Annotated in this window: 17 protein-coding genes; 13 read left to right on the forward strand and 4 right to left on the reverse strand. The window is 67.4% G+C overall.

Features of this window, described 5'->3' with window-relative positions; translation table 11 throughout:
- Window positions 1–83 precede the first annotated feature (83 nt).
- The 6 genes from MJ603_RS14345 (at window position 84) to MJ603_RS14370 (ending at window position 6,274) form a co-directional block, all read left to right on the forward strand.
- On the forward strand, window positions 84–1,277 hold the full coding sequence (locus MJ603_RS14345; protein WP_243064562.1) for a Gfo/Idh/MocA family protein: 1,194 nt from the start codon (window positions 84–86) through the stop codon (window positions 1,275–1,277).
- The gene (locus MJ603_RS14350; RefSeq protein WP_243064423.1) at window positions 1,274–2,482 is read left to right on the forward strand and encodes a dihydrodipicolinate synthase family protein; all 1,209 of its coding nucleotides are present in this window, start codon (window positions 1,274–1,276) and stop codon (window positions 2,480–2,482) included. The genes MJ603_RS14345 and MJ603_RS14350 overlap by 4 nt, the downstream gene beginning before the upstream one ends.
- Window positions 2,479–3,336 carry a sugar phosphate isomerase/epimerase gene (locus MJ603_RS14355; protein ID WP_243064424.1) on the forward strand — a complete coding sequence of 286 codons (858 nt, stop codon included), beginning with the start codon at window positions 2,479–2,481 and terminating at the stop codon, window positions 3,334–3,336. The genes MJ603_RS14350 and MJ603_RS14355 overlap by 4 nt, the downstream gene beginning before the upstream one ends.
- Before the next feature lie 107 nt (window positions 3,337–3,443).
- Window positions 3,444–4,565, forward strand: coding sequence for a glycerate kinase (locus MJ603_RS14360; protein ID WP_243064425.1), 1,122 nt, complete (start codon window positions 3,444–3,446; stop codon window positions 4,563–4,565).
- 140 nt (window positions 4,566–4,705) lie between these two features.
- A complete protein-coding gene (locus tag MJ603_RS14365; RefSeq protein ID WP_243064426.1) occupies window positions 4,706–5,368 on the forward strand; it encodes a PadR family transcriptional regulator in 663 nt (220 codons plus the stop codon).
- 36 nt (window positions 5,369–5,404) lie between these two features.
- Entirely contained in the window at window positions 5,405–6,274 is an 870-nt protein-coding gene (locus MJ603_RS14370; protein WP_243064427.1) for an LLM class flavin-dependent oxidoreductase, read from the forward strand.
- Window positions 6,275–6,318: 44 nt separating this feature from the next.
- Here the strand turns inward: MJ603_RS14370 and MJ603_RS14375 are convergent, their stop codons facing one another.
- Window positions 6,319–7,821, reverse strand: a complete 1,503-nt coding sequence (locus MJ603_RS14375; protein WP_243064428.1) for a xylulokinase — start codon at window positions 7,819–7,821, stop codon at window positions 6,319–6,321.
- Window positions 7,822–8,076: 255 nt separating this feature from the next.
- Window positions 8,077–9,267: a xylose isomerase gene (xylA, locus tag MJ603_RS14380; protein ID WP_243064429.1), complete on the reverse strand. Its 1,191-nt coding sequence runs from the start codon at window positions 9,265–9,267 to the stop codon at window positions 8,077–8,079.
- Window positions 9,268–9,429: 162 nt separating this feature from the next.
- Between xylA and MJ603_RS14385 the strand changes: the two genes are divergently transcribed.
- The 4 genes from MJ603_RS14385 (at window position 9,430) to MJ603_RS14400 (ending at window position 15,885) form a co-directional block, all read left to right on the forward strand.
- Window positions 9,430–11,766 (forward strand): glycoside hydrolase N-terminal domain-containing protein, encoded by a 2,337-nt coding sequence (locus MJ603_RS14385; RefSeq protein ID WP_243064430.1) that lies wholly within the window; start codon window positions 9,430–9,432, stop codon window positions 11,764–11,766.
- Between the two features lie 340 nt (window positions 11,767–12,106).
- Window positions 12,107–13,111: a sugar ABC transporter permease gene (locus MJ603_RS14390; RefSeq protein ID WP_243064431.1), complete on the forward strand. Its 1,005-nt coding sequence runs from the start codon at window positions 12,107–12,109 to the stop codon at window positions 13,109–13,111.
- A gap of 14 nt (window positions 13,112–13,125) precedes the next feature.
- A complete protein-coding gene (locus MJ603_RS14395) occupies window positions 13,126–14,085 on the forward strand; it encodes a carbohydrate ABC transporter permease (protein ID WP_243064432.1) in 960 nt (319 codons plus the stop codon).
- Between the two features lie 36 nt (window positions 14,086–14,121).
- Complete coding sequence (locus tag MJ603_RS14400) at window positions 14,122–15,885, forward strand: ABC transporter substrate-binding protein (protein WP_243064433.1); 1,764 nt, start codon at window positions 14,122–14,124, stop codon at window positions 15,883–15,885.
- Window positions 15,886–15,995: 110 nt separating this feature from the next.
- On the opposite strand, the gene MJ603_RS14405 is transcribed toward MJ603_RS14400, so the two are convergent.
- Both MJ603_RS14405 and MJ603_RS14410 read right to left on the reverse strand, forming a co-directional pair.
- Window positions 15,996–16,595 (reverse strand): YesL family protein, encoded by a 600-nt coding sequence (locus tag MJ603_RS14405; RefSeq protein WP_243064434.1) that lies wholly within the window; start codon window positions 16,593–16,595, stop codon window positions 15,996–15,998.
- A gap of 16 nt (window positions 16,596–16,611) precedes the next feature.
- Entirely contained in the window at window positions 16,612–17,640 is a 1,029-nt protein-coding gene (locus MJ603_RS14410) for a LacI family DNA-binding transcriptional regulator (protein WP_243064435.1), read from the reverse strand.
- Window positions 17,641–17,798: 158 nt separating this feature from the next.
- On the opposite strand from MJ603_RS14410, the gene MJ603_RS14415 reads away from it, so the two are divergent.
- The 3 genes from MJ603_RS14415 to MJ603_RS14425 are packed head-to-tail and all read left to right on the forward strand — an operon-like array spanning window position 17,799 to window position 24,696.
- Window positions 17,799–19,874, forward strand: a complete 2,076-nt coding sequence (locus MJ603_RS14415; RefSeq protein ID WP_243064436.1) for a beta-galactosidase — start codon at window positions 17,799–17,801, stop codon at window positions 19,872–19,874.
- Window positions 19,871–22,183: an alpha-xylosidase gene (yicI, locus tag MJ603_RS14420; protein ID WP_243064437.1), complete on the forward strand. Its 2,313-nt coding sequence runs from the start codon at window positions 19,871–19,873 to the stop codon at window positions 22,181–22,183. Before MJ603_RS14415 ends, yicI begins: the two co-directional genes overlap by 4 nt.
- Window positions 22,180–24,696 (forward strand): glycoside hydrolase family 3 C-terminal domain-containing protein, encoded by a 2,517-nt coding sequence (locus MJ603_RS14425; RefSeq protein WP_243064438.1) that lies wholly within the window; start codon window positions 22,180–22,182, stop codon window positions 24,694–24,696. The genes yicI and MJ603_RS14425 overlap by 4 nt, the downstream gene beginning before the upstream one ends.

The following is a 24,696-nucleotide window of genomic DNA, read 5'->3' on the forward strand; positions in this document are numbered from 1 at the left end:
ATCGGTAAGCGCTTTCCAGCCGTGCTGAAATCCTCACCGATCGAAAGAGAACCACCGTGTCAGAGTCGACCATCGGCATCATCATGAACGGCGTCTCCGGACGCATGGGCTACCGACAGCACCTCGTGCGCTCCATTCTCGCCATCCGCGAGCAGGGCGGCGTCGAGCTCTCCGACGGCACGCGCGTGCAGGTCGAGCCGCTGCTGGTCGGCCGCAACGAGGCGAAGCTCGCCGAGATCGCCCAGCGTCACGGACTGGAGCACTACACGACCGATCTCGACACCGCGCTGGCGGATGACCGGTGGCAGGTGTACGCGGACTTCCTCGTGACGAAGGCGCGAGCATCCGCCATCAAGAAGGCCATCGCAGCGGGCAAGGCGATCTACACCGAGAAGCCGACCGCTGAATCGTTCGAGCAGGCGCTCGAGCTCGCCCGCCTCGCCGACGAAGCAGGCATCAAGAACGGCGTCGTGCACGACAAGCTCTACCTGCCGGGCCTGCGCAAGCTGCGCCGCCTGATCGACTCCGGGTTCTTCGGCCGCATCCTCTCGGTGCGCGGCGAGTTCGGCTACTGGGTGTTCGAAGGCGATTGGATGCCCGCCCAGCGCCCGAGCTGGAACTACCGCTCCGAAGACGGCGGCGGCATCGTCGTCGACATGTTCCCGCACTGGAATTACGTGCTGGAGTACCTGTTCGGCCGCGTGGAGTCCGTCTATGCGCGGGCCGTCACCGAGATTCCGGAGCGCGTCGACGAGCACGGCCGCACCTACAAGGCGACGGCGGATGACGCCGCCTACGCCGTCTTCGACCTGGCAGGCGGCATCACGGCGCAACTCAACTCCGGCTGGACAACACGCGTGAACCGCGACGAACTGGTCGAGTTCCAGGTGGACGGAACGCTCGGCAGCGCCGTCGTCGGGCTGTTCGGCTGCAAGATCCAGCCGCGCAACGCGACGCCGCGCCCGACCTGGAACCCCGACATCCCCGACACGCACGACTATGCGTCGGACTGGCACGAGGTGCCGGACACCGAGGTGTTCGAGAACGGATTCAAGGTGCAGTGGGAGGAGTTCATCCGCCACGTCGCCGAGGACGCGCCGTTCCCGTACGACTTCCTCTCCGGAGCGCGGGGCGTGCTGACGGCGGAGAAGGGGCTCGAGAGCTCCCGCACCGGCGCACGCGTCGTCGTGCCGGAGGTGACCGCCGCGAACCTCGGGCGCCTCGAGCAGCACGCTCAGTCCGGGCAGAACGGCGAGCTCGCCGGGGCCGCGCGATGACAGATCTGCTGCTGCTGGATGCCTCTGGCGCCGTGAGCACGGAGCCGCTCGTCGAGCACGAGCCGACGCTCACGCCTGCGACGCCGCTACGCTCCCGCACCGCCTACGCCGCCGCCCACGTCATTCCTAAGCCGTACGCCGAGAATGTGCCGGGCGCTCCGGCCGACCTGGACTGGGACGCCACCCTCGCATTCCGGCATCACGTGTGGTCGCAAGGCCTTGGCGTGGCCGATGCGATGGATACAGCACAGCGCAACATGGGTCTCGACGCTGCGGCGACGCGCGAGTTGATCGCGCGCAGTGCGCGGGAGGCGGCATCCGTCGACGGCGCGCTCGTGGTGGGCGTGAACACCGACCACGTGGACGACGAGGTCATCTCGATCGATGCCGTCATCGACGCGTACGTCTCGCAACTCGAGTACACGGAGAGCACCGGCGCCGGGGTCGTGCTGATGGCATCCCGTCATCTGGCCAGGGCCGCGGAGTCGGCGGCGGACTACGAGCGCGTGTACGACGCGGTGCTGTCTCGGGCGAACGGCCCGGTCATCCTGCACTGGCTCGGCGAGGCGTTCGACCCGGCGCTGAGGGGCTATTTCGCCGGCCCCGACGGTGACCTGAACGCCGCAACCGACACCCTGCTGCGCATCATCGAGAACAACCTAGGCACGGTCTCCGGCGTGAAGATGAGTTTGCTGGATGCCGACGCCGAGATCGCGGTACGCGCCCGCCTCCCGCACGTGTCGTCCGGGAGCGGGGCGGTCATGTTCACCGGTGATGACTTCAACTACGTCGACCTCATCCGAGGCGACGGAACCGGCCCGGTCGGCGCCGAGGAACCCGGGCACTTCTCGCACGCTCTGCTGGGAGCGTTCGCGGGCGTAGCTCCCGTGGCGGCGAGGGCGATCCGCGCACTCGACGACGGCGATGCGGGTGCCTACGAGCGCATCCTGCGCCCGACCGAGGCGCTCAGCCGGCACGTGTTCGCCGCCCCGACCTTCTATTACAAGACCGGTGTCGCGTTCCTCAGCTGGCTGAACGGCCATCAGGAATCGTTCACCATGGTCGGCGGCCTGCACTCCGCACGCAGCCTGCCGCACCTGTCGCAGATCGTACGGCTGGCGAACGGATCCGGCGCGCTGGAACGTCCCGAGCTCGCCGCCGCGCGCTGGAGCGGGCTGCTCGCGCTGAACGGTGTCGTGGCGTGAGCGCGCACCCGAGATTTTCGCTCAACCAGGCGACGGTGAAGTTCGCGTCGCTCGCCGAAGCGATCGCGGCGACGAAGAGCGCGGACATCCAGAGCATCGGGGTGTGGCGCGAGCCGGTCGCCGACATCGGGCTGGATGCCGCGACGCGGTTGATCGCGGACTCCGGCCTGCGGGTCTCCAGCCTGTGCCGCGCCGGATTCTTCACGGCGCCGGACGGACCGGAACGCAACGCGGCGCTGGACGACAACCGTCGCGCGATCGACGACACTGCAGCGCTCGCCGCAGCAGGAGCAGACGGCTCGGCCGCGGTGCTCGTGCTGGTCGCTGGCGGTCTGCCCGATGGGTCACGCGACCTGGTCGGCGCACGCGAGCGGGTGCGGGACGCTCTGGGCGCGTTGGAGCCGTTCGGGGCATCCGCCGGCGTGACGCTCGCCGTCGAAGCACTGCACCCGATGTTCGCCGCCGACCGCGCCGTCGTCTCGACCCTCGGCCAGGCGATAGACCTCGCGGTCTCCGCGGGGCCGGCGGTGGGCGTCGTCGTCGACACGTACCACGTGTGGTGGGATCCGAACGTCTTCGCCGAGATCGCCCGGGCCGGCAGGCTCGGCCGCATCGCGTCGTATCAGGTGTGCGACTGGCTGACGCCGCTGCCTGCCGACGTTCTGCTCGGGCGCGGAGTGCCGGGCGACGGACACATCGACTTTCGCTCGCTCACCGACGCTGTCGTCGAGGCGGGTTACACGGGCGACATCGAGTGCGAGATCTTCAACGCGGATGTCTGGGCCCGCCCCTACGACGACGTCGCGTGCGAGGTCTCCGAGGCGTTCACCCGCGTGGTCGCGCCGTACCTCTGACGAGACCCCGACACCCCGACACCCGCACACCCGCTCCAGTCGCGAAATCTGTTGGCATCCGACCGGAGTATCGACAGATTTCGCGACCTGAACGGCAGAGTGAACCCATGCGCATCGTGATCGCACCGGACTCGTTCAAGGGCTCGGCCTCCGCCGTGCAGGTGACGAAGGCGATCGCCGACGGATGGCTCTCCGTGCGCCCGGACGACGAGATCGTCGAGCTTCCGATGGCCGACGGTGGCGAGGGCACGCTCGATGCGTTCCTGCTGGCCGTGCCGGGAGCCCGGCGCTTTCCCGTGCGTGTGACGGGGCCGGACGGGCGGGTGGCGCAGGCATCCTGGGTGTTGCTCCCGCCGACCACCGAATTGCCGGGGGGAACCGGGGTGGTCGAACTCGCCGAGGCGAGCGGTCTGCCACTGATGGGCAGACTCGACCCGCTGGCAGCGAACACGCTCGGCTTCGGGCAGACGATCGCCGCGGCGTTGGACCACGGCGTCTCCCGACTGCTCCTGGGCATCGGAGGCAGCGCGTCGACGGATGGCGGCGGCGGTGTGCTCACAGCGCTCGGTGCTCGAATGCTCGACGCCGAAGGGCTTTCCGTGCTGCTGGGCGGGGGCGCGCTCATGGAGGTCGTCACCGTCGATCTGTCGAAGCTTCGCGCGCTGCCTGAAGGCGGTGCGCTCGTGCTCAGTGACGTCACGAATCCGCTGCTCGGCGCATCCGGCGCGGCGAACGTCTTCGGCGAGCAGAAGGGGGCGGATGCCGCCCAGCGCGCCCTGCTCGATGCCGCGCTCGCTCACTGGGCGGAGGTTCTGCGCGATACGGGGGTGCCAGCCGATCCGACGGCACCGGGCGCGGGCGCCGCGGGCGGCACCGGGTTCGGTCTGCTCGCGTGGGGTGCCGAGCTGGTTTCGGGCGCCTCCACTGTCGCCGACGCGATCGGGCTGGACACCGCGCTCGCCGAAGCCGACCTGGTCATCACCGGCGAGGGTCGCTACGACGCCCAGACCGATGGGGGAAAGGCGCCCGCCATCGTCGCTCGGCGGGCCGGGGAACGGGGAGTGCCGGTCGCCCTCGTCGCAGGGTCGCTCGCGGTCGAGCCGAGGGGATTCACGGCATCCGCGTCTCTTACGGAACTCGCGGGCGACGTCGCGGCGGCGATCGCAGAGCCGACCACGTGGCTGCATCGAGCGGGTGCGGTGCTCGCGGCCGGCAGCCTGGTGGCGTAGCCCCCGGTATCCGAGCGGCTTCCGGCCGGGTCGGCGGCATCGTTCGGCAGAGACATGCGCTTGAGACATGCGCTGCGACATCCGTTGCGACACGCGCCCCGCTATCGTGGGTATGCACTTACTCGGTATATAAAGATGCCATGTCGATTCGTCAAAGCCTTCTCGCGATCCTGGATCAAGGCCCGTGCTACGGGTACCAGTTGCGAACGGAGTTCGATCGCCGCACCGGCGGAACGTGGCCGCTCAACGTCGGCCAGATCTACCAGACCCTCGATCGCCTCGAACGCGACGACCTGATCGCGAAGGGTGAGGCAGACGCTGAGGGTCGTGCCTACTACGAGATCACGGATGCCGGCCACGCCTCGGTCGCATCGTGGCTGGCTTCTCCGGTCGATCGGCAGTCGGCCACACGCGACGAGTTCGCCATCAAACTGGCGATCGCCTCGACACTGCCCGGCGTCGACGTGGCGCAGGTGCTGCAGGTGCAGCGGATGTCGACGCTCGCGCTCCTCCGCGACCTGACCCGCACGAAACAAGCCATCGACGAGCCGACGACGCCGGAAGACCTGGCCTATCTGCTCATCGTGGACGGGCAGATCTTCCGACTCGACGGCGAGCTGCGCTGGTTGGACCACACCGAGGGCCTGCTTGCGCGGGCGGCGGCCGCCGCCGTGAAGCCGCTTCCCCTGAGCACGGAGACACCGAAGCGCGGTCGGCCGTTCCGTGATCGAGCGGCAGACGAAGCATCCGGCTCCGAACGCGCGGACGCCTCACGCGCAGAAGCCGTGGTGCTCAGACCTTGACGCCCGGACGTCGCCCGTGCGTGGCAGAGTCGGGGCATGACCAGCGTCGGTGCCATCTTCAACCCGTATCCGAATCCGCCTGAGGCGCTGCTCGAGGCCGCGATCGCGGCGGAGCAGGGCGGCGTAGCCGAGCTCTGGCTGTGGGAGGACTGCTTTCGCGAGTCGGCGTTCGCTGCGGCATCCGCTGCACTGTCCGTCACGTCGTCGCTGCGCGTCGGGATCGGCATCGCTCCGATGCCGCTGCGCAATGTCGCGGTGACCGCGATGGAGATCGCGACGTTGGCCAGGATGTTTCCCGGCCGCTTGCTCCCCGGCCTCGGGCACGGCGTGCAGTCCTGGATGTCGCAGGTCGGCGCACGCGTCGCCTCACCTCTCACGCTGATGCGCGAGTACGTGCCCGCGCTGCGTGCGTTGCTGGCCGACGACGAGATCACGACTGCCGGCCGCTACGTCACGCTCGATCGCGTGCGATTGGACTGGCCGCCCGCTGTCGTACCGCTGGTGTACGCCTCGGCAGAAGGCCCGAAGACGCTGCGGCTCAGCGGTGCGGTCGCCGACGGAACGGTGCTCGACAGCAGGCACACCATCGATGAGGTCGCTCATGCCGCCGCTGAGGTGCGCGCGGGACGCGTCGACGAGGGACGCGGCGGCGCCCACGATGTCGTGGCCTATGCGGCGACGACCTTCGGCGCGGATGGTCTGGCGCGGGCGGTCGCGGACTGGGACGGCGGCGCTCCTGCGGACGCGGCCGAACGCATCCTGACCGGCACGGTGGACGAGGTCGCTGCCGGGGTGCGTCGCTTCGCCGATGCGGGCGTCGACCGCGTCATCCTGCTGCCGCCGCGCAGCGAGCCGGATCTGGCGGCGTACTACAGCAGGGTCGGTGAGGTGGCGGCGCTCATCTGAACAGCAGGGCTCAGTCGGCACGGTTGGTGGGATGGTGGGGCTGCTCAGCTTCCGGACGCTGCCAGCGCCGCGTACCGGTCGTACTGCTCGCGGATGACCGGCCGGTGGTCCGGCTCCGGCCGCGCGACCACGTCCAGCGGCCACTCGGGCCGCGACCCGGTGAGCACCCACGCCGCCTGCACGGCCGCGCCGTCGGCTACGTACTCGCCCGGCGCCGGAATCACGACCGGCGCGTCGAACACCTGCGCGGCCACGGCCTGAACCGCCGGGTTGAGCGCCGCGCCGCCGACCAGCAGCAGGCGTCGCTCGCGCACGCCGACGGCGCGCACGGCATCGAGACCGGCGGCGAGTCCGGTGAGCATGCCCTCGACGGCCGAGCGGGCGATGTTCTCCCTTCGCGTCGAGGCGATCGAGAGGCCGTGCAGACTCGCTTTCGCGTTCGGCAGATTCGGGGTGCGCTCTCCCTCGAAGTACGGAACGAGCACGACGCCCTCCGAGCCTGCCGGTGCGCGCAACGCGAGGTCGGCGAGCCCGTCGAAGTCCACATCGAGCAGGTCGGCGATCGAGCCGAGCACACGTGCGGCGTTCAGGGTGGCGACGAGCGGCAGGAATCGGCCGGAGGCATCCGCGAACCCCGCGACGGCACCGGAAGTGTCGTGTGCCGAGCCGTCCGTCACGGCGAAGACCGTTCCGCTGGTGCCTAGTGAGATGACCACATCGCCGGATGCCGCCCCGAGCCCGAGCGCGGCGCCCGCGTTGTCGCCTGCGCCCGGCCCGACGATGACGCCAGCACGTACCCGAACCACTCCACTCTGCTCGACGGTCGTGCCTGCCGACTCAGCCGGGCCCAGCAGGCGTGGCAGCACCACAGTGTCGGATGCCTCGCCTCCCTCGTCCGTCGCCGCGTCGGCGCCTCGCGCCTCACGACCGGCTCGTCCGAGTGCCAGTTCGAAGAGCGCGAGGTCGTAACCGTTGTCGTCGGGCGACCAATAGGCCGTGCCCGACGCGTCGGAGCGGTCGGTGACCAGTGCGTCCAGCTGGGGGCCGAGCGGTGATTCGTCGGCCGGGCCGTAACCGAGCAGACGCCAGGTCAGCCAGTCGTGCGGGAGAGCGACCGCTGCGACGCGCGCTGCGTTCTGCGGCTCGGCATCGCGCAGCCAGCGCAGCTTCGTCGCGGTGAACGAGGCGACCGGCACCAACCCCGCGCGCGACGCGTAGGCCGCAGCACCCACCTCTTGGGTGAGCGCGGTCGCCGCGTCGGCGCTTCGCGTGTCGTTCCAGAGCAGGGCGTCGCGAATGACGTGGCCGTCGGCATCCAGCACCACCATGCCGTGCTGCTGCCCGCCGATCGAGATCGCCGCGACGTCGTCCAGTCCACCCGCTTCGGCGATCGCCTCGCCAAGGGCCTTCCACCACGCTGCGGGGTCGACCTCTGTGCCGTCGGGATGCCCGGCACGGCCGGAGCGCACGAGCTCCCCGCTCTCGAGGTCCCGGATCACGACCTTGCAACTCTGCGTCGAGGAGTCGACGCCGGCGATGAGAGTCATGGATTGTCCTTTTCTGGTCGACGTTCAGAGGCTTGCGGCCGGTTTCCGGGGCGTTCGCTGCAGAGCGACCTCGCCACGGATCGGGCTATTTGGTCAGCCGAGTCGGATAGAGCGGCCGCGCGCCCCATGTCCTGAATCGTGGTCGCCGGCCGATGTCGACCCGGCCGCCTGACGCAGGACGGACGCACCAGGTGGCAGCCGAAAGGAATCGACTGCCGCCTGGTGCGTCATCTGAATCAGTACGTCAGGTGCGGATCAGCGCGCGCCGAGCAGGTGCTCGGTCGCCAGCTGCTGCAGACGGACGAAGCCGAAGCCCTTGCCGCCGAAGTAGGCATCCGTGTCGAAGTCCTCGTATGCCGACCGGTCGGCCGTGATCGAGGCGACAGTCTCGCCGTCGTTCAGCGTGGGCTGCTCGAGTTCGAAGACCTTGGCAGCCGCCAACGCCTCCTGTACCTCGGGGTCGGCGCGGAATGCCGCGGCGCGCTCCTTCAGCAGCAGGTAGGTGCGCATGTTCGCTGCGGCTGAGTCCCACACGCCGGTGAAGTCCTCGGTGCGGCTCGGCTTGTAGTCGAAGTGACGAGGTCCGTCGTAGGAGGGGCCGCCGTTCGGGCCACCGTTCTCCAGAAGGTCGACGAGGGCGAACGCGTTGTGCAGGTCGCCGTGGCCGAACGCGAGGTCCTGGTCGTACTTGATCGAGCGCTGACCGTTGAGGTCGATGTGGAAGAGCTTGCCGTGGTACAGCGCCTGGGCGATTCCGGCGGCGAAGTTGAGGCCGGCCATGGTCTCGTGACCCACCTCGGGGTTGACGCCGACGAGCTCGGGGTGCTCGAGCGAGTCGATGAAGGCCAGGGCGTGGCCGACGGTCGGCAGCAGGATGTCGCCGCGCGGCTCGTTCGGCTTCGGCTCGATGGCGAACCGGATGTCCCACCCCTGCGACAGCACGTGCTCGCTGAGGAAGTCGACGGCCTCCTTGTAGCGCGAGAGTGCGGCCTGGATGTTCTTGGACGAGTCGTACTCTGCACCCTCGCGGCCGCCCCACATCACGAAGGTCTTCGCGCCGAGCTCGACCCCGAGCTCGAGCTGACGCAGCACCTTGCGGATCGCGAAGCGACGCACCTGACGGTCGTTGGAGGTGAAGCCGCCGTCCTTGAACACCGGAGCGCTGAACAGGTTGGTGGTCACCATCGGAATGATGATGCCGGTGTCGGCGAGAGCCTGCTTGAGACGGTCGATCTGCTTCTGGCGCTCGGCATCGGTCGAGCCGAAGGCGAACAGATCGTCGTCGTGGAACGTGAGGCCGTATGCGCCCAGTTCACTGAGCTTCTCGACGCCCTCGACGACGTCGAGCGGGGGTCGAGTGGGGCCGCCGAACGGGTCGGTGCCGTTGTAACCGATGGTCCAGAGACCGAACGAGAACTTGTCCTCGCGAGTGGGCGTGGCTGCCATGGAATGAGTCCTTCAGCGTCGTTGGTGAGTATTTGTTGCGCGGTCAAACATATCAGACTACGGGGTGAAGGGCGAGGGCTGCGGTCGAGGTGGTCGGGAGAATATGTGAGCGCTCTCCGTTCGCGCTTGTGCCTGCGCTCGGCGATGGTCTAGACACGGTGGATGCCTTCCCCCAGCGAGAACCCCGGCCGAGTGCAGCTCACGCAGCCGGCCGAGTACTTCCACGACGCGTTCCTCCTGGGAAACGGATGGCTCGGCGCGACCGTGCACGGCCGTCCAGGGATCGAGCAGTTCGACCTCAACCACGACACGCTCTGGTCGGGAGGCCCGTCATCGGGACAGCCTTCGTCTCGCCACGACGTGTTGCACGATCTTCGCGACGCGATCGCTTGCGGCGACCATGCGGCCGCCGATGCCCTGGCGCGCCGCTTCCAGGCCGCGGGCTGGACGCAGTCCTATCAGCCCGTCGGAAGGATCCTGTGGCGATGGCAGCAGAGCGATTCGGTGGCGAGCGACTACCTGCGTGCTCTTGATATCGGCCGCGCCCGATCGGAGCTGCTGAACGGCGGCGAGACGCTGACGACATTCGTCTCTCATCCGCGCGGCGTGCTGGTGGCGGAGAGCTCGCATCCCGGTGAATGGGCTCCGGGGTTTCACACCCCGCATCGGGATGCCGAGGTCACCGTGCAGGAGCTGGACAGCGTCACCTGGCTGACCGCAGTGGGCCGCGCACCCGCTCACGTCGTTCCCGAATACGCGCGTGACGAGCATCCGGTGCGCTACGACTCGGAGGGCCTGCAGCCCGACGGCACTGTGGCCGCCGGAATGGGCTGGGCCGTCGTGGCAGCGGTAGAGCGTACGGGTGACGGCGCCAGACTCATCATGACGGTCGAGACCGGCTTCCGCGGCTGGTCCAAGCGGCCATCGGCCGATCTGCCGACGATCGCGTCGCGCGCGCGATCGCGGGTGGCCGATGCGTTGCAGCGCAGCACCGTCGACCTCAGGGAAGCGCACGAACGCGACTTCGGTTCGTTGTTCGACCGAGTGCGGCTGGATCTGACACCGTCTGCGAGTACCAGCGCGATCGCGGCGCAGCGCTACTTCGACTTCGGGCGATATCTGCTCATCTCCTGTTCGCGTCCTGGAACGCAGGCTGCCACGCTGCAGGGCATCTGGAACGACGATGTTCGCCCCGGGTGGGGGAGCGAGTACACCACGAACATCAACGCCGAGATGAACTACTGGGGTGCCGAGGTCGCAGGGCTCGCCGAGGCTCACGAGCCGTTCTTCGACTTGGTGTCCGATCTCACTGAGGCCGGTGCGTCGACGGCGCGCTCGTATTACGCGGCAGCGGGCGCCACCACTCATCACAACACCGACCTGTGGCGCTTCACCGAACCGCTCGACGGTGACCCCCAGTGGTCGAACTGGAGCATGGGGCTGGTCTGGATGTCCACCCACCTCGGCCTGCGACTCGACGCTTCCTGGTCCGACGAGTTCGCACGCCACGTCGCACTTCCCGTCACGCGGCAGGTCGCGGCGTTCGTGCTCGACCAGTTGGTGGATGGCGGTGATGGCCTCATCGTCAGTCCGTCGAGTTCGCCGGAGCACCGGTTCCGCGATGCGCTGGGTGTGGTCGGCGCCGTCACCGCCGGCACCACGATCGACCAGGAACTCGCACACGAAGCGCTGAGCAGGCTAATTCGGCTCGCCGCCCAGCTCGACGATCACGACGAACTCAGCGAGCGCGCGGCGACAGCCCTGACCAGACTGCGGATGCCCGCCATCGACTCCGCAGGCCGGTTGCGCGAGTGGGCCGACGGTCTCGAGGCCACCGAGCCGGGCCACCGGCACCTGTCCCACCTTTACGGCGCGTTCCCGGGCTCGCGCATCACGCCGACGACGACACCGGCGGAGTTCGCGGCCGTACGTGCCGCGCTCGAAGAACGGCTCGTCAACGGCAGTGGCTACACCGGATGGAGCCAGGCGTGGGTGCTCTGCCTCGCTGCGAGGCTCCGCGATTCCGCGTTGGCGGCCACGTCGCTCGACGTGCTGGTGCACGAACTCAGCTCGTCATCGCTGCTCGACCTCCACCCGCACGGTGAACGCCCCGGCGGCGTGCTCTTTCAGATCGACGGGAACCTGGGTGCGATCGCCGGGATCGCCGAACTGCTGATGCAGAGTCACGACGGTGCGATCTCGCTGTTGCCGGCGTTGCCGGCGCAGTGGCCGGCCGGCTCGGTGCGCGGCTTGCGTGCGCGTGGCGGATGCGTCGTCGACATCGTGTGGCGCGACGGGCGATTCGCGTCGGCGGTGGTCCGCTCGGTGGCGGCGGCGGAGGTCGTCGTCGAACTGGGTCGCGATGTCGAGCCACGCGTCACGGATGCCGCAGGCGACGTGATCGAGGCCGCCATGCTGCCTGCCGCGGTCGACGGATGCGTACGGTGGCGGTGGTCCGCTCCCGGTGACGGCGTCTCGTTCGTGGACGGACGGCGCTGAGGGCATCCGAACGCCCGTGGACGGGCAGGCGATTCAGGGGACACAGCGGTGTGCGCGTGACCCCGTGTCCGGACCCATTCCCTGAGTGGCATCGCTTCGATCCGCCGATGGCCAGGATTCGAGCGAAAGTTTCTTGACGCGGAGGCCGGATATTGTCTATGGTCATCGAAGCGGTTCGATGATTTCGACCCGCGAAGTGAGGAATATCGGCGTCATTCCCCCCGGCCCGATTCACCTCGCACCCCGGCGCCCGGGGCACCGCACGAAGGAGTGAGATGAAACGGCACACGGCTAGGAGCGACCTTTCGGCGGTCGCGGACGCGGCGACGGTGGCACTCGCATGACCACGCAAGCGGTTCTCCAGGAGGCGGCTTCGTCCAACCTCGTTCGCGAGCAGGAGAACACGCTGAAGCGCGGTAGCCGCAAGCGCGTGGGAGGCAAACCGAACGGCAAGAAGTCGATCGGCATGTTCCTATGCATCCTGCCGTTCCTCGTCCTGATCTTCGTGTTCTCGTACCTGCCGCTGTACGGCTGGATCTTCTCGCTGTACGACTACCAGCCGGCGCTCGGGCTGCAGGGCAGCGCGTTCGTGGGATTCCAATGGTTCGAGATGCTGGTCAGTTCACCGACGCAGATGGCCCAGATCCTCCAGGTGCTCGCGAACACCCTGGCCATGAGCTTCCTCGGGATCGCGACGTCGATCCTGCCGCTGATCTTCGCCGTCTTCCTCAACGAGGTGAAGGCGCCGTGGTTCCGGAACATCGTGCAGACGTTGACCACGTTGCCCAACTTCATCTCGTGGGTGCTTGTCTACATGATCGCGTTCTCGCTGTTCTCCAGCTCGGGTCTGGTCAACAGCGTGCTCACGGATTCCGGCATCATCACCACGCCTGTCAAGTTCCTCGACTCCGGCGACCACGTCTGGATCACGATGCTGCTGTGGAGCCTGTGGAAGGGGCTCGGCTGGGGAGCGATCATCTACCTGGCGGCGATCACAGGCATCGATCCGGCGCTCTACGAATCGGCGCGCATCGACGGCGCCGGCCGGTTCCAGCTGATGCGGTTCATCACCATCCCGCAGCTGATGCCGACCTATGTCGTGCTGCTCATGCTGTCGGTCGCCAACCTGCTGAACAACGGCATGGACCAGTACTACGTGTTCCAGAACGCCTTCAACATGCAGCACATCCAGGTGCTCGACCTCTACGTCTACAACGTGGGTCTGACCGGCAACAACCTCTCGCTCGCGACGGCCATCGGCATGCTCAAGAGCCTCATCTCGGTCATCCTGCTGCTCACCGTCAACCTCATCGCGAAGCGTGCTCGCGGCACCTCGATCATCTAGGAGCGATTGCAGCCATGGCCATTGCAACGGATGCCCGCCCCCAACGCACCACGACCGTTCCGCGCCGCAAACGAGTGCGGCGCACGAAGGGTCAGAAGGCCTTCGCCGTCTTCAACTACGCGATGTTCGCCATCTTCGCGCTGATCTGCGCCTACCCCTTCTATTACCTGATCATCAACTCCGTCAGCGCCAACAACCTGTCGGCGCTGGGAGACGTGCGATTCTGGCCGATCGGATTCCATCTCTCGAACTACGGGCAGGTGTTCCAGCTCCAGGGACTCACCCTGGCGACCGCGGTGAGCGTCGCGCGCACGGTTCTGGGAACGGCGGGTACTGTGCTCGTCTCGGCCTTCCTGGGGTTCATGTTCACGCAGGAACGCATGTGGGGCCGGGCATTCTGGTACCGCTTCACCGTCATCACGATGTACTTCAGCGCAGGCTTGATCCCGGTCTTCCTGATCATCAAGGGCCTCGGCCTGACGAACAACTTCTGGGTCTACGTGATCCCGTACCTGGTGCAGCCGTTCAACATCATTCTCGTCAAGACGTTCGTCGAGTCGATGCCACGGTCACTGCAGGAGGCTGCGGAGATCGACGGCGCGAACATCCTGCAGGTGTTCTTCCGCGTCTACCTGCCCAACATGACGCCGATCCTCGCGACGGTCGCGATCTTCTCGGCCGTCGCTCAATGGAACATGTTCCAGGACACGCTGATCTACATCACCGATCAGAGCCTGTACACATTGCAGTACCTGCTCTACATGTTCATCAACCAGGCGAACAGCCTCGCGACCGCAGCGCAGAACGCGGCGGGCGGCAGTCTCAGCTCGATCGCCAGCGCGGCCACCTCGCAGACATCGACCTCGATCCAGATGACGGTCGCCGTGGTCGTCGTGCTGCCGATCATCTTCATCTATCCCCTGTTCCAGCGCTTCTTCGTGAAGGGCATCATGCTCGGCGCGGTCAAAGGCTGACCCGCCGCCACCGTGCACCAAGAAAGGAATGCAGCAATGAAGCGTAGAGAGTTCCTCGCACTCGCAGGCGTCGGGGCCTTGGCCTCGGTGACGTTGTCGTCCTGCTCTCTCATCAGCGGCACCACGCCCAAGGCGACGTCGGCGGGAGGCGCCTTCCCGAAGACGTGGAAGAAGCCGATCACGATCGATGTCTTCGACGACCTCGCGAACTACCAGGGCATCCAGACCGGATGGTTCGCGAAGCTCGTGCAAGACAAGTTCAACATGAAGCTCAACGTCATCGCCCCGAACGTGGCGGGCGGCGGTGAGACCCTCTTCAACACGCGCGCCGCGGCCGGGGAGCTCGGCGACCTCGTGGTGCTCGGTTCGTCTCAGCATCTCGATGAGTCTCTAAAGGGCGGCCTGCTCCTCGACGCAGCGTCGTACTACAAGAACATGTCGAACGTGAAGAAGTACGACACGGCAGTGACGTTCACCAACAAGGGAAAGAAGGGTACGTTCGCCTTCCCGACGTCGGTGTCGGCCTTGAAGCCGACCCAGTCCTCCGAAAGCACCGAGCCGACATTCGGTCCGTATCTGCGCTGGGACCTCTACAAAGAGGCCGGCTTTCCCGAGATCAACACGCTGGAAGACCTCGTCCCCGTGCTTCAGGACATGCAGAAGTCGGCCCCCAAGGCTCCGAACGGCAAGCCCGTCTACGGGCTGTCCCTGTTCAAGGACTGGGACGGCAACATGATGAACAACGCGAAGCAGCCGGCGTGCTACTACGGCTTCGACGAGATGGGCTTCGTGCTCGCCGCGGCCGACGGCTCGTCCTACGAGAGCATCGTCGACTCCGACTCGCACTACGTGCGCTCCCTGCGGTTCTTCAGCAAGGCGAGCCAGGCGGGGCTCGTCGATCCGGACTCGCCGACGCAGAACTACTCGACGATGTTCGCCAAGTACCAGACCGGGCAGGTGCTGTTCGCGTTCTGGCCATGGCTGGCGCAGCCGGCGTACAACACGACCGCGAACATGCAGGAGGGACGCGGCTTCGAGATCGCACCGCTGAAGGACATGAAGATCTTCTCCTACGGTGCCGAGGTCTACGGCAACAGCAACTACTCGCTGGGGATCGGGGCGAAGGCGAGCGACCCAGAGCGGGTGGCCGCCTTCCTCGACTGGCTCTATTCGGTCGATGGCGTCTATGCCAACGGCAGCCAGACCGGTTCTGCCGCCGGTCCGAAAGATCTCACCTGGACCCTCGCTTCGTCCAAGAAGCCGGAGCTGAACGCTTTCGGTCAGGATGCCTTCCTCGGTGGCTCCACCAAGCAGGTGCCGGCCGACTGGGGCACCGGAACGTTCACCAAGGGAGTCTCAGCACTGAATGTGACCACGGTGACGGCGGTCGACGTCGACCCGTCGACGGGCTACTCGTTCGCCTACCAGATGTGGCCGAGCTACGAGAAGCTGATCGCCAACCCGCTCACCAAGAGCTGGTCGTCGCACATGGGCGGCGCCGGGACGACCATGGAGTACCTGCGGGACCACAAGAAGATCATCGTGGCGCCGGGCTCCGGTTATGTCGCCCCTGTCGACGACTCCGAGACGCAGACGCTCCGCAATCAGATCAAGACCATCATCGTTCAGGATTCCTGGAAGATGGCGATGGCTACCAGCACGTCCCAGTTCAACTCGCTTCTCAAAGACATGCAGAACACAGTCAACGGCCTCGGGTACAAGAAGGTGCTCAAGGTCGACATGGAGCACGCCAAGGCGCAGAACGCGACACGCCTCACCGTCGCGAAGAAGTTCGGCTGAGCCGATCCCCTCAGCGGAACCGGAAGGGGGCCAGGACTGATGTCCTGGCCCCCTTTCTCGACGTCGAGATACCGGTGACCGTGCTCCGACGCACCCGACGCGTTCCGTGCTCAGTGCCTGGCGAAGACGTTCCGCAGGAGAAATCCGCTCGCGTAGACGCCGACCGAGAACCCCACGGTGAGCAGGATGACCATGAACACCGGGAAGATCGCCGTGATGCTCACGACCGTGGCCGGGATGATGACCAGCACGAATGTGCGCCACGGCTCCGCTGCCGGAAATAGGAGCGCGTTTTTCATCGTCTGCAGGAACGAATTGCGGTACCGCGCGACGAGCGCCATGCCGTACAGGAACGCGGCGAACAGGTACAAGGTGCCGAGGAAGGCGATGATCGTCGCGATGAGCGAGACCGAGCCGCCCTGGAACATCCAGAAGAATCCGCTGAAGGCCAATGCGAACATCGGAATCACCAAGCACGCGTACACGGCGGTGGCTCGCCAGGCGTTCGTCTTGAACGCGCGAAAGTAGTCGGCGATGAGGCTCCGGCCGTCGTCATCCGAGTAGCGCAGCGTGACCTCGAAGAGCGCGCTGGTCGCCATGCCGATCGTGACAATGGGAATGCACGTGAGCAGGTACAGCAGATTCAGTGCGATGAAACTCAGGAACGTCGAGACGCCCTGATACGTCTTTCCAGTGGTGTCGATCCTCATGCGCGTGCAGTCCGGCTCACGTTGCCCGTGTCGTGGACGGATGCTTCGTCGCGACCACGTCTGTCGACGTGCGCACGGTGAGCGTCGGCGCGATGAGCCGAACTCCGGGGGGCGTCCCGCCTGCGATCATGTCGCAGATCACGTCGGCCGCGGCCGACCCGATGGCTTCGGCCGGAACGGCGATGCTGTCCACGGGGCCTGGAACCGAGAGCGCGACATCCTCGGGGCAGAGCGCGACGATCCCCGGCTTCGCAGAGGAGTGCTTGCCGGTCTCGACCAACCGGGCGAAGACGTGGGGGAGAGCCGACTCGTTGTGCACCAGGAACCCCGTGACGCTCGGATCGGCGGCGACCACCTCGTCGACGACGGCCGTCGCATCCGCGCTGCTCGGGCACGCGTGAACGCTCCCGACGACGTTCGCCGCAGCGCAGGCAGCGAGAAATCCACGTGCCAGGCGATCCGCGTACGACGTGTGCCGTGCCAGCACCTCGGCGGGGGAGCCGATCAGCGCGAGACGTCGGTGCCCCTGCGCCAGCAGGCGGTCGACCGCCAGCCAGCCCGCCTCCTCGAAGTCGAAGTCGACGCACGGCATCGTGCGCCTGCCCTCCGGCAGCCCGATCAGCACTGTCGGTTGCTCGAGATGGGTGAGCACGCCGATGCGCGGATCGTCGGATTCGATGTCCATGACGAGCAGGGCATCCACCATCGATCCCTTGGCAGCACGCTCCATGCCCCGAGGATCGTCACTGGTGAGCAGCAGGATGTCGTAGCCGTGCGTGCGCGCCTGAGCCACGACCCCGGTGACCACTTCCATCACCACATGGACGTCGACACCGGAGCGCAACGGGATCTGCAGGCCGATGACGTTGGTCGATCGGGATGCCAGTGACCGCGCCCCCGCGTGCGGGCTGAAGCCGAGAGTGGCGATCGCCCGCTCGACGCGCTGTCGTGTCGTCGGCGAGATGGTGCGCTTGCCGCTCATCACGTACGACACGGTCGAGATGGAGACCCCTGCCTCCTCTGCGACGTCGGCAATCGTGACCATCCGAGCTACCCCGCCCTTCGTGCGCTCGCGCTTCCACCTCGCGCCTCCGCTGCGGCCTTATCGCGGTCGTGTGCAGGCGTTTCGACACGGCGTGGACACGCCTTGCAGCATCTTATAGTCTCTGACTGTTGAAACGCTTCGACGATGTAGCAGAAGGCATGACGAGAATGGCACAACGGGCCGATCCATCGACCTCGGCGGGATTCAGGGCACTGTGCGACGACCTCGGCCTCTGCTTCGGCGGCGACTACAACCCCGAGCAGTGGCCGCGTTCGGTCTGGAATGACGATGTCGAGCTCATGGTGCGGGCGGGCGTCAACCTGGTGACGGTCGGCGTCTTCAGTTGGGCCGCCATAGAGCCGTCCCCCGGGGAGCGCGCCTTCGGCTGGCTCGACGACGTGCTCGACCTGTTGCACCGAAACGGCATCGCTGTCGACCTCGCCACTCCGACAGCGTCACCGCCCCCGTGGCTGGGACATCTGCATCCCGAGACGCTCCCGGTCGACGCCGACGGCGTGAGGCTGGTGGCAGGTTCGCGCAATCAGTTCTCGCCGGCATCCGCCGTCTATCGCTCGCACGCGCTCGCCATCGCACGGGATCTCGCCGAGCGTTATGCAGACCACCCGGCCGTGCGCATGTGGCACGTCGGCAACGAATACGGGCAGCTCGACCACGGCGACGAGGCTGCACGGGAGTTCCGCGGCTGGTTGAAACGTCGCTACGGCACGATCGAGCGGCTCAATGACGTGTGGGGGACGACCGTGTGGTCGCAGGCCTACCGGTCGTTCGATGAGATCCTTCCCCCGCGTCGCACGCCCTACCTGGTGAACCCTGCGCAGTCGCTCGACTTCCGCCGCTACACATCCGACCAGCTCCTGCTCTGCTACACCGAGCAGCGCGATGCGATCCGGGCGACGGGGGCTCGGCAGCCGATCACCACCAACTTCATGGGATTCTTTCCGCACGTCGACTACTGGTCGTGGTCCGACGAGGTGGATGTCGTCGCTGACGACGAGTATCCCGATCCGGCCTCCGAGCACGCGGCCGCCGACATCGCCCTTGTGCAGGATCTGATGCGCTCACTCGGGCACGGCCGACCGTGGATGCTGATGGAACAGACGATCGGCGCCGTCTCGTGGCGCGAGCACAACCTGCCGAAGACGTCTGGCGCGGCCCGGCTGGGGGTGCTCCAGGCCGTCGCCCATGGCGCGGATGGCGTCGCCTTCTTCCAGTGGCGACAGTCGCACAGTGGTGCGGAGCGATTCCACTCGGCGATGGTCCCGCACGCGGGCGCGGACACCGAGGTGTTCCGCGGCGTCGAGAGGCTCGGCGCGGACCTGCGGCGGCTGAAGCCCGTCGTGGGCCACAGTGTCGAGGCATCCGTCGGCATCCTCTTCGGCTGGCCGTCGTGGTGGGCAGGCGAGGAGCCCGCGCGACCGACCGGGCGACTCCGCACCCTCGAACAGGTTCAACGCTGGTACCGCGAGCTGTGGCGACGTGGCGTGGCCGCCGACGTCGTTCGGCCGGGCGCCGAGCTCGACGTCTATCGCGTCGTGCTCGTCCCGCACAGCTACCTGATCGAGCCGGATACCGCGGCCGCCCTGCACCGCGCCGTCGCCGCGGGTACCCGCGTGGTGATCGGTCCCTTCAGCGGAGTCGCCGACCGGAACGGCCGCATCCTGCAGGGCCGATCGCCCGTGCTGCTGCACGAGCTGATCGGCGCCAGTGGTGAGGAGTGGACGGCTCTGCCGGAGGGTCCGACACTCCTGCAGGTAGACGAGGCGTGGGATGTCGGGGCCCCCGTCGCCGCTACTGCGAGCGTCTTCGCCGAGCGGCTTCGTTCCGACGGTGCAGAGGTGCTGGCGATGTTCGGTGACGGCGCTCTTGCCGGGCATCCGGCGGTCACGCGTCATCGGTTCGCCGGCGGTCGCGTCTGGTACCTGGGTGCGATCGTGTCGGACGCTCTGCTGTCGGCCGTGATCGACGACGCGTTGCAGGATGCCGGCGTCGAGAACGCGCTCGGCGAGGCGGTGCTGCCCGGTCGGCCGCTGCCCGTCGGGCTCGAGGCGGTACGACGCGGATCGGCGCTCTTTCTGCTCAACCACGGTTCGGAGGCGGCGCAGGTCACGCTCCCCGCGACGATGCACGACCTCCTGACCAATTCTGAAGTCGGCCGAGCCGTGGCAGTACAGCCCGGCGCGGCGATGGTGCTGATCGAAGGGCTCACTCAGTGAAATTCACCGATGGATACTGGCTCACCAGGCCGGGTCTCACTCCGTTGTACGCCGTCGAGGTCGATGACCTCCGCGGGGACGACGATGCGGGGACCCTGTCGGTGTATGCCCCGACGGCCGCCGTGCGGCATAGGGGCGACACCCTCAACCTGGCGATGCTGACACTGAGGTTCTCCGCTCCGCGCGAAGGGGTCATCAAGGTGCACGTGGAGCGCCATGCCGGCGCCGCGCAGCACGGTCCGGATTTCGTGAAGCTCGTCGATGCATCCTTCTCTCCGACGATCACGGTCGACGACGACGGCGGAGTCTTCCAGTCCGGCGAGTTGCGGGCGCGCGTCTCACGCAGTGGTCCGTGGCACCTCGACTTCGAGCTCGGTGACACGGTGCTGACCAGCTCCCTTCCGCGTTCGGTCGGCCACATCACCGGCGCCGACGGAACGTGGGTGCACCAGCAGCTGTCGATCGAGCCCGGCGAGCGCATCTACGGTCTCGGCGAGCGTTTCGGCGCCTTCGTGAAGAACGGGCAGGTGGTCGACACCTGGAACGCCGACGGCGGAACCTCGAGCGAGCAGGCCTACAAGAACATTCCGTTCTATCTCTCCAGCCGCGGTTACGGCGTCTTCGTCGACGACCCGGCGAACGTGTCGTTCGAGGTGGGCAGCGAGGTCAATTCGCGGATGCAGTTCTCTGTCGAGGGAGAGTCGCTCGACTACTACGTGATCGCCGGGCCGACGCCGAAGGACGTGCTGCGGCGCTACACAGCACTCACGGGACGACCGGCGGAGGTTCCTGCCTGGTCGTTCGGACTGTGGCTGACCACGTCGTTCACGGCGAGTTACGACGAGCAGACGGTGAACGCCTTCGTGGACGGCATGGCGGAGCGCGACATCCCGCTGAGCGTCTTCCACTACGACTGCTTCTGGATGCGCGAGTTCCAGTGGACCGACTTCGAGTGGGACGCCCGCTACTTCCCGGACCCGGAGGGCCAGCTCGCACGCCTGCACGAGAAGGACCTGCACGTCTCCGCCTGGATCAACCCGTACATCGCTCAACGGTCGGCGTTGTTCGCCGAGGCCGCAGAAGCGGGCTATCTGCTCAAGCGCACCGACGGCAGCATCTGGCAATGGGACCTGTGGCAGGCGGGCATGGGCCTGGTCGACTTCACCAATCCCGCAGCGAGCCAGTGGTACATCCGCAAGCTCGAGACTCTGATGGACCAGGGCATCGACGCGTTCAAGACGGACTTCGGGGAGCGCATCCCGGTCGACGATGTGGTGTGGTTCGACGGCTCCGATCCGCGCCGCATGCACAACTACTACGCGAAGCTCTACAACGGCGCCGTCTTCCACGCACTCGAGAAGCGGCGAGGCAAGGGAGACGCGATCGTGTTCGCGCGATCGGCGACCGCCGGATGCCAGCAGTACCCGGTGCACTGGGGCGGCGACTCCGACTCCTCGTTCGCGTCGATGGCGGAATCGTTGCGAGGCGGCCTGTCTCTCGCGATGTCGGGCTTCGGCTATTGGAGCCACGACATCGGAGGGTTCGAGGGCACGCCCGACCCCGGTCTCTTCAAGCGATGGCTCGCGTTCGGACTGCTGAGCTCGCACTCCCGACTGCACGGCTCCGACTCGGTGCGTGTGCCGTGGGCGTTCGACGAGGAGTCGGTGGTGATCGCCAGGGAGTTCACGAAGCTCAAGATGAGGCTGATGCCCTATCTCGCGCATTCCGCGAGTCAGGCGAGCACCGAAGGCACACCGATGATGCGGCCGATGGTGCTCGAGTTCCCCGACGATCGTGGCGGCTACGACGCCGACTGCCAGTACATGCTCGGTGACGCCCTGCTGGTGGCGCCGATCTTCACGGCGGACGGATCGGTGCAGTACTACCTGCCCGAGGGCAGATGGACTTCGCTGTTGGATGCCTCGGTGCAAGACGGATACCGCTGGGTCGCCGAGTCGCACGGCTATCACTCGCTGCCGTTGCGGGTGCGACCCGGCACGGTGCTGCCACTGGGTGCCGTCGACGACCGCCCCGACTACGACTGGGCGAACGGCGTGACGCTGCATTGCTTCGAGCTCGCAGACGGTTTCGATGCAGTGACGGTCGTGCCGGGACTTGACGGCGGACCCGAGACGACGTTCCGTGTACGGCGCGATGGCGACGTGATCACCGCCGTCAGCGAGAACGCGCATGCCCCATGGGCGCTGCAGGCCGGTGACGCGATCGCGCGGGCCGACGGCGTCGGTGAGATCAGCGTGACGGTGTCCGGCCCGGGCGGCACGGGGATCAGGGCGGGAGGGGAGCGATGACGCAGCATGACGGGGTGTTCCGCCGCACCGATGTGCCGACGCGCGAGCGCGCCCGCGACCTGCTGCAGCGGCTCACCCGCGACGAGCGCATCGCGATGCTGCACCAGTGGGCGCCGGCGATCGAGCGCTTGGGCGTCCGCGCCTTCCGCACCGGAAGTGAGGCGCTGCACGGCGTCGCGTGGCTCGGAACGGCGACCACGTTTCCTCAGCCCGTCGGCCTCGCGACGACCTGGGATGCCGACCTGCTGCGCGCTGTCGGCGAGGTCACGTCCATCGAGGTGCGGGCCAAACGCGCCTCCGACGGCGTCGTCGGCCTGAACGTGTGGGCTCCTGCGGTCAACACTCTGCGCCATCCCGCGTGGGGTCGCAACGAAGAGGGGTACTCGGAGGATCCGCACCTGACGGCCCATCTGGCAGGCGCCTACTCGAGTGGGCTGCGCGGTGATCACGAGCGAGTCTGGCGCACCGTGCCGACGCTCAAGCACTTCCTCGCCTACAACAACGAGACGGACCGGTCGACGACCTCGTCGAACATGTCGCTCCGCACACTGCATGAGGAAGAGCTGCCCGCCTTCCGCGGCGCACTGGAAGCGGGCGTCGCAGGCGCGATCATGCTCGCCTACAACCGTGTGAACGGCATCCCCGCGCACACGCAGCCCGAGCTCGTCGCTGAGGTGCGGTCATGGTCCGACCGGTCGATCGCCGTGATGTCGGATGCCGGTGCACCCACCCTGCTCGTGACGGTGCAGCGTGCTCAGGCCGACCACGTGTCCGCCACCGCGGCGCTGGTGCGCTCCGGAGTGGACTCGTTCACCGACGACGACGCGAACGCCGCACCCACGATCGGCTATCTCAACGATGCGCTCGCCGCAGGGCACCTGACGATCGACGACATCGACCTGGCCGTGCTGCACCTGCTCGAGTTGAGGGTGCGAACGGGGGAATTCGACGGCGACGACGATCCCTATGCGGCGATCACGGCGGACGACCTCGATCTGCCGGCATCGCGCGAACTCGCCCGTGAGGTCGTCGCAAACTCGCTCGTCGTGCTCCGCAACGACGACGCTGTGCTGCCGCTGGCCGAACCGAGCTCGATCTGCGTCATCGGCCCTCTGGCCGACGCGGTTCTGATGGACTGGTATTCGGGCACGCCGTCCTATGAGATCGGGCTGGCGACCGGGCTGGCGGAACGCTACCAGGGGGCACGGGTCGAGGTGGTCACCGGGGCCGACACGATCGCGCTGCGGTCGACGTCCAGCGGATGCTACGTGGCGGTTTCGCCCGACGGGTCGAGGGTCGTCGCCGACGCCGAGACTTTCGGCGACCACACCCTGTTCGATGTGACGGACTGGGGCGACGGCATCCTCACGCTCCGCTCGCACTCCAGCGGACGACTGCTCACGGGGGCGCACTACCCGATGCGTGCGGACGCCGACCGCGTCGGCGAATGGGTAGTGCAGGAGAGCTTCCGTCGCCACGCGCACGAGGATGGCTCGTGGTCGCTGTTCCATCTCGGTACCGGGCGCTGGGTGCGGGTGCTCCGCGACTCCGGACTGCTCGTCGCCGAGGCCGTGACGGTGGACGACGCCGAGCGGTTCACGGCTCGCATCGTGGTGGCCGGACAGGCCGCTGCGGCCGAGGCAGCGGCATCCGCCGACGTCGTCTTCGTGGCGGTGGGGAACGAGCCGCACCTCGCCGGCCGGGAGACGCAGGATCGCCGGAGTCTCATGCTGCCGGAGTCCCAGGCCGAGCTCTATCGCACGGCGCGCGCTGCGAACCCGAAGACGGTGCTCACGATCATCTCGAGCTACCCGTACGTGCTTCCGGACGGCGTGCGCGACGCCCCCACCGTCGTGTGGTCCAGCCATGCCGGGCAGGAACTCGGTCACGGCGTCGTCGACGTGCTCAGTGGCGACCGCGAACCGCGCGGCCGCCTCACCCAGTCCTGGCCGGCGCGCGCCGAGCAGGCCGGCGACCTGTTCGACTACGACACGACAAGGCAGCGGGCGACCTATCGTCACCAGCCCGAACCGTACGCGTTCGCCCTCGGCCACGGCTGCACGTACTCTCCCGTCACCTACGAGGCGGTCGGCCTCGTCGAGCACAGCATCGTCGCCCCTGCGCCCACCCATCGGCACACCTCGTTCGAACCTGCGCGCGAAGCTGCAATGGTGCGAGCGATCGTCGGGGTGCGAAACAGGGGAGACCGTGCGGCGGAAGAACTGGTGCAGCTGTACGTGCTTCCCCCTGCGGATCTTCCGATCGCCGCGCCGTTGCGACTACTCGTCGCCTACAGGCGGCTGCACCTCGCCCCCGGCGAGTACCGCACGGTGGAGCTCGACTTCGAGCCCGGGCGGCTGGCCGTGTGGGACGAGTCGATCCGGCTGCAGAATGCGCCAAAGGACTGGCTGCATGCCGGTGCCCTCCGCGTGCAACCGGGGGCGTATCGCATCGCGTCCGGCCCGTCCGCCGATGAGCTTCGTGTCGAGGATGTCTTGACCGTGCGCCCTTAG

This window comes from Humibacter sp. RRB41 (assembly GCF_022761015.1).
GTDB lineage: Bacteria > Actinomycetota > Actinomycetes > Actinomycetales > Microbacteriaceae > Humibacter.

Coding starts and splice junctions, on each gene's coding strand:
- MJ603_RS14350 (WP_243064423.1), top strand. CDS start 1,274: ATGACAGATCTGCTGCTGCTGGATGCCTCTGGCGCCGTGAGCACGGAG.
- MJ603_RS14390 (WP_243064431.1), top strand. CDS start 12,107: ATGACCACGCAAGCGGTTCTCCAGGAGGCGGCTTCGTCCAACCTCGTT.
- MJ603_RS14370 (WP_243064427.1), top strand. CDS start 5,405: ATGACCAGCGTCGGTGCCATCTTCAACCCGTATCCGAATCCGCCTGAG.
- MJ603_RS14385 (WP_243064430.1), top strand. CDS start 9,430: ATGCCTTCCCCCAGCGAGAACCCCGGCCGAGTGCAGCTCACGCAGCCG.
- MJ603_RS14405 (WP_243064434.1), bottom strand. CDS start 16,595: ATGAGGATCGACACCACTGGAAAGACGTATCAGGGCGTCTCGACGTTC.
- MJ603_RS14425 (WP_243064438.1), top strand. CDS start 22,180: ATGACGCAGCATGACGGGGTGTTCCGCCGCACCGATGTGCCGACGCGC.
- MJ603_RS14400 (WP_243064433.1), top strand. CDS start 14,122: ATGAAGCGTAGAGAGTTCCTCGCACTCGCAGGCGTCGGGGCCTTGGCC.
- MJ603_RS14360 (WP_243064425.1), top strand. CDS start 3,444: ATGCGCATCGTGATCGCACCGGACTCGTTCAAGGGCTCGGCCTCCGCC.
- MJ603_RS14410 (WP_243064435.1), bottom strand. CDS start 17,640: ATGGTCACGATTGCCGACGTCGCAGAGGAGGCAGGGGTCTCCATCTCG.
- MJ603_RS14365 (WP_243064426.1), top strand. CDS start 4,706: ATGTCGATTCGTCAAAGCCTTCTCGCGATCCTGGATCAAGGCCCGTGC.
- xylA (WP_243064429.1), bottom strand. CDS start 9,267: ATGGCAGCCACGCCCACTCGCGAGGACAAGTTCTCGTTCGGTCTCTGG.
- MJ603_RS14395 (WP_243064432.1), top strand. CDS start 13,126: ATGGCCATTGCAACGGATGCCCGCCCCCAACGCACCACGACCGTTCCG.
- MJ603_RS14345 (WP_243064562.1), top strand. CDS start 84: ATGAACGGCGTCTCCGGACGCATGGGCTACCGACAGCACCTCGTGCGC.
- MJ603_RS14415 (WP_243064436.1), top strand. CDS start 17,799: ATGACGAGAATGGCACAACGGGCCGATCCATCGACCTCGGCGGGATTC.
- MJ603_RS14375 (WP_243064428.1), bottom strand. CDS start 7,821: ATGACTCTCATCGCCGGCGTCGACTCCTCGACGCAGAGTTGCAAGGTC.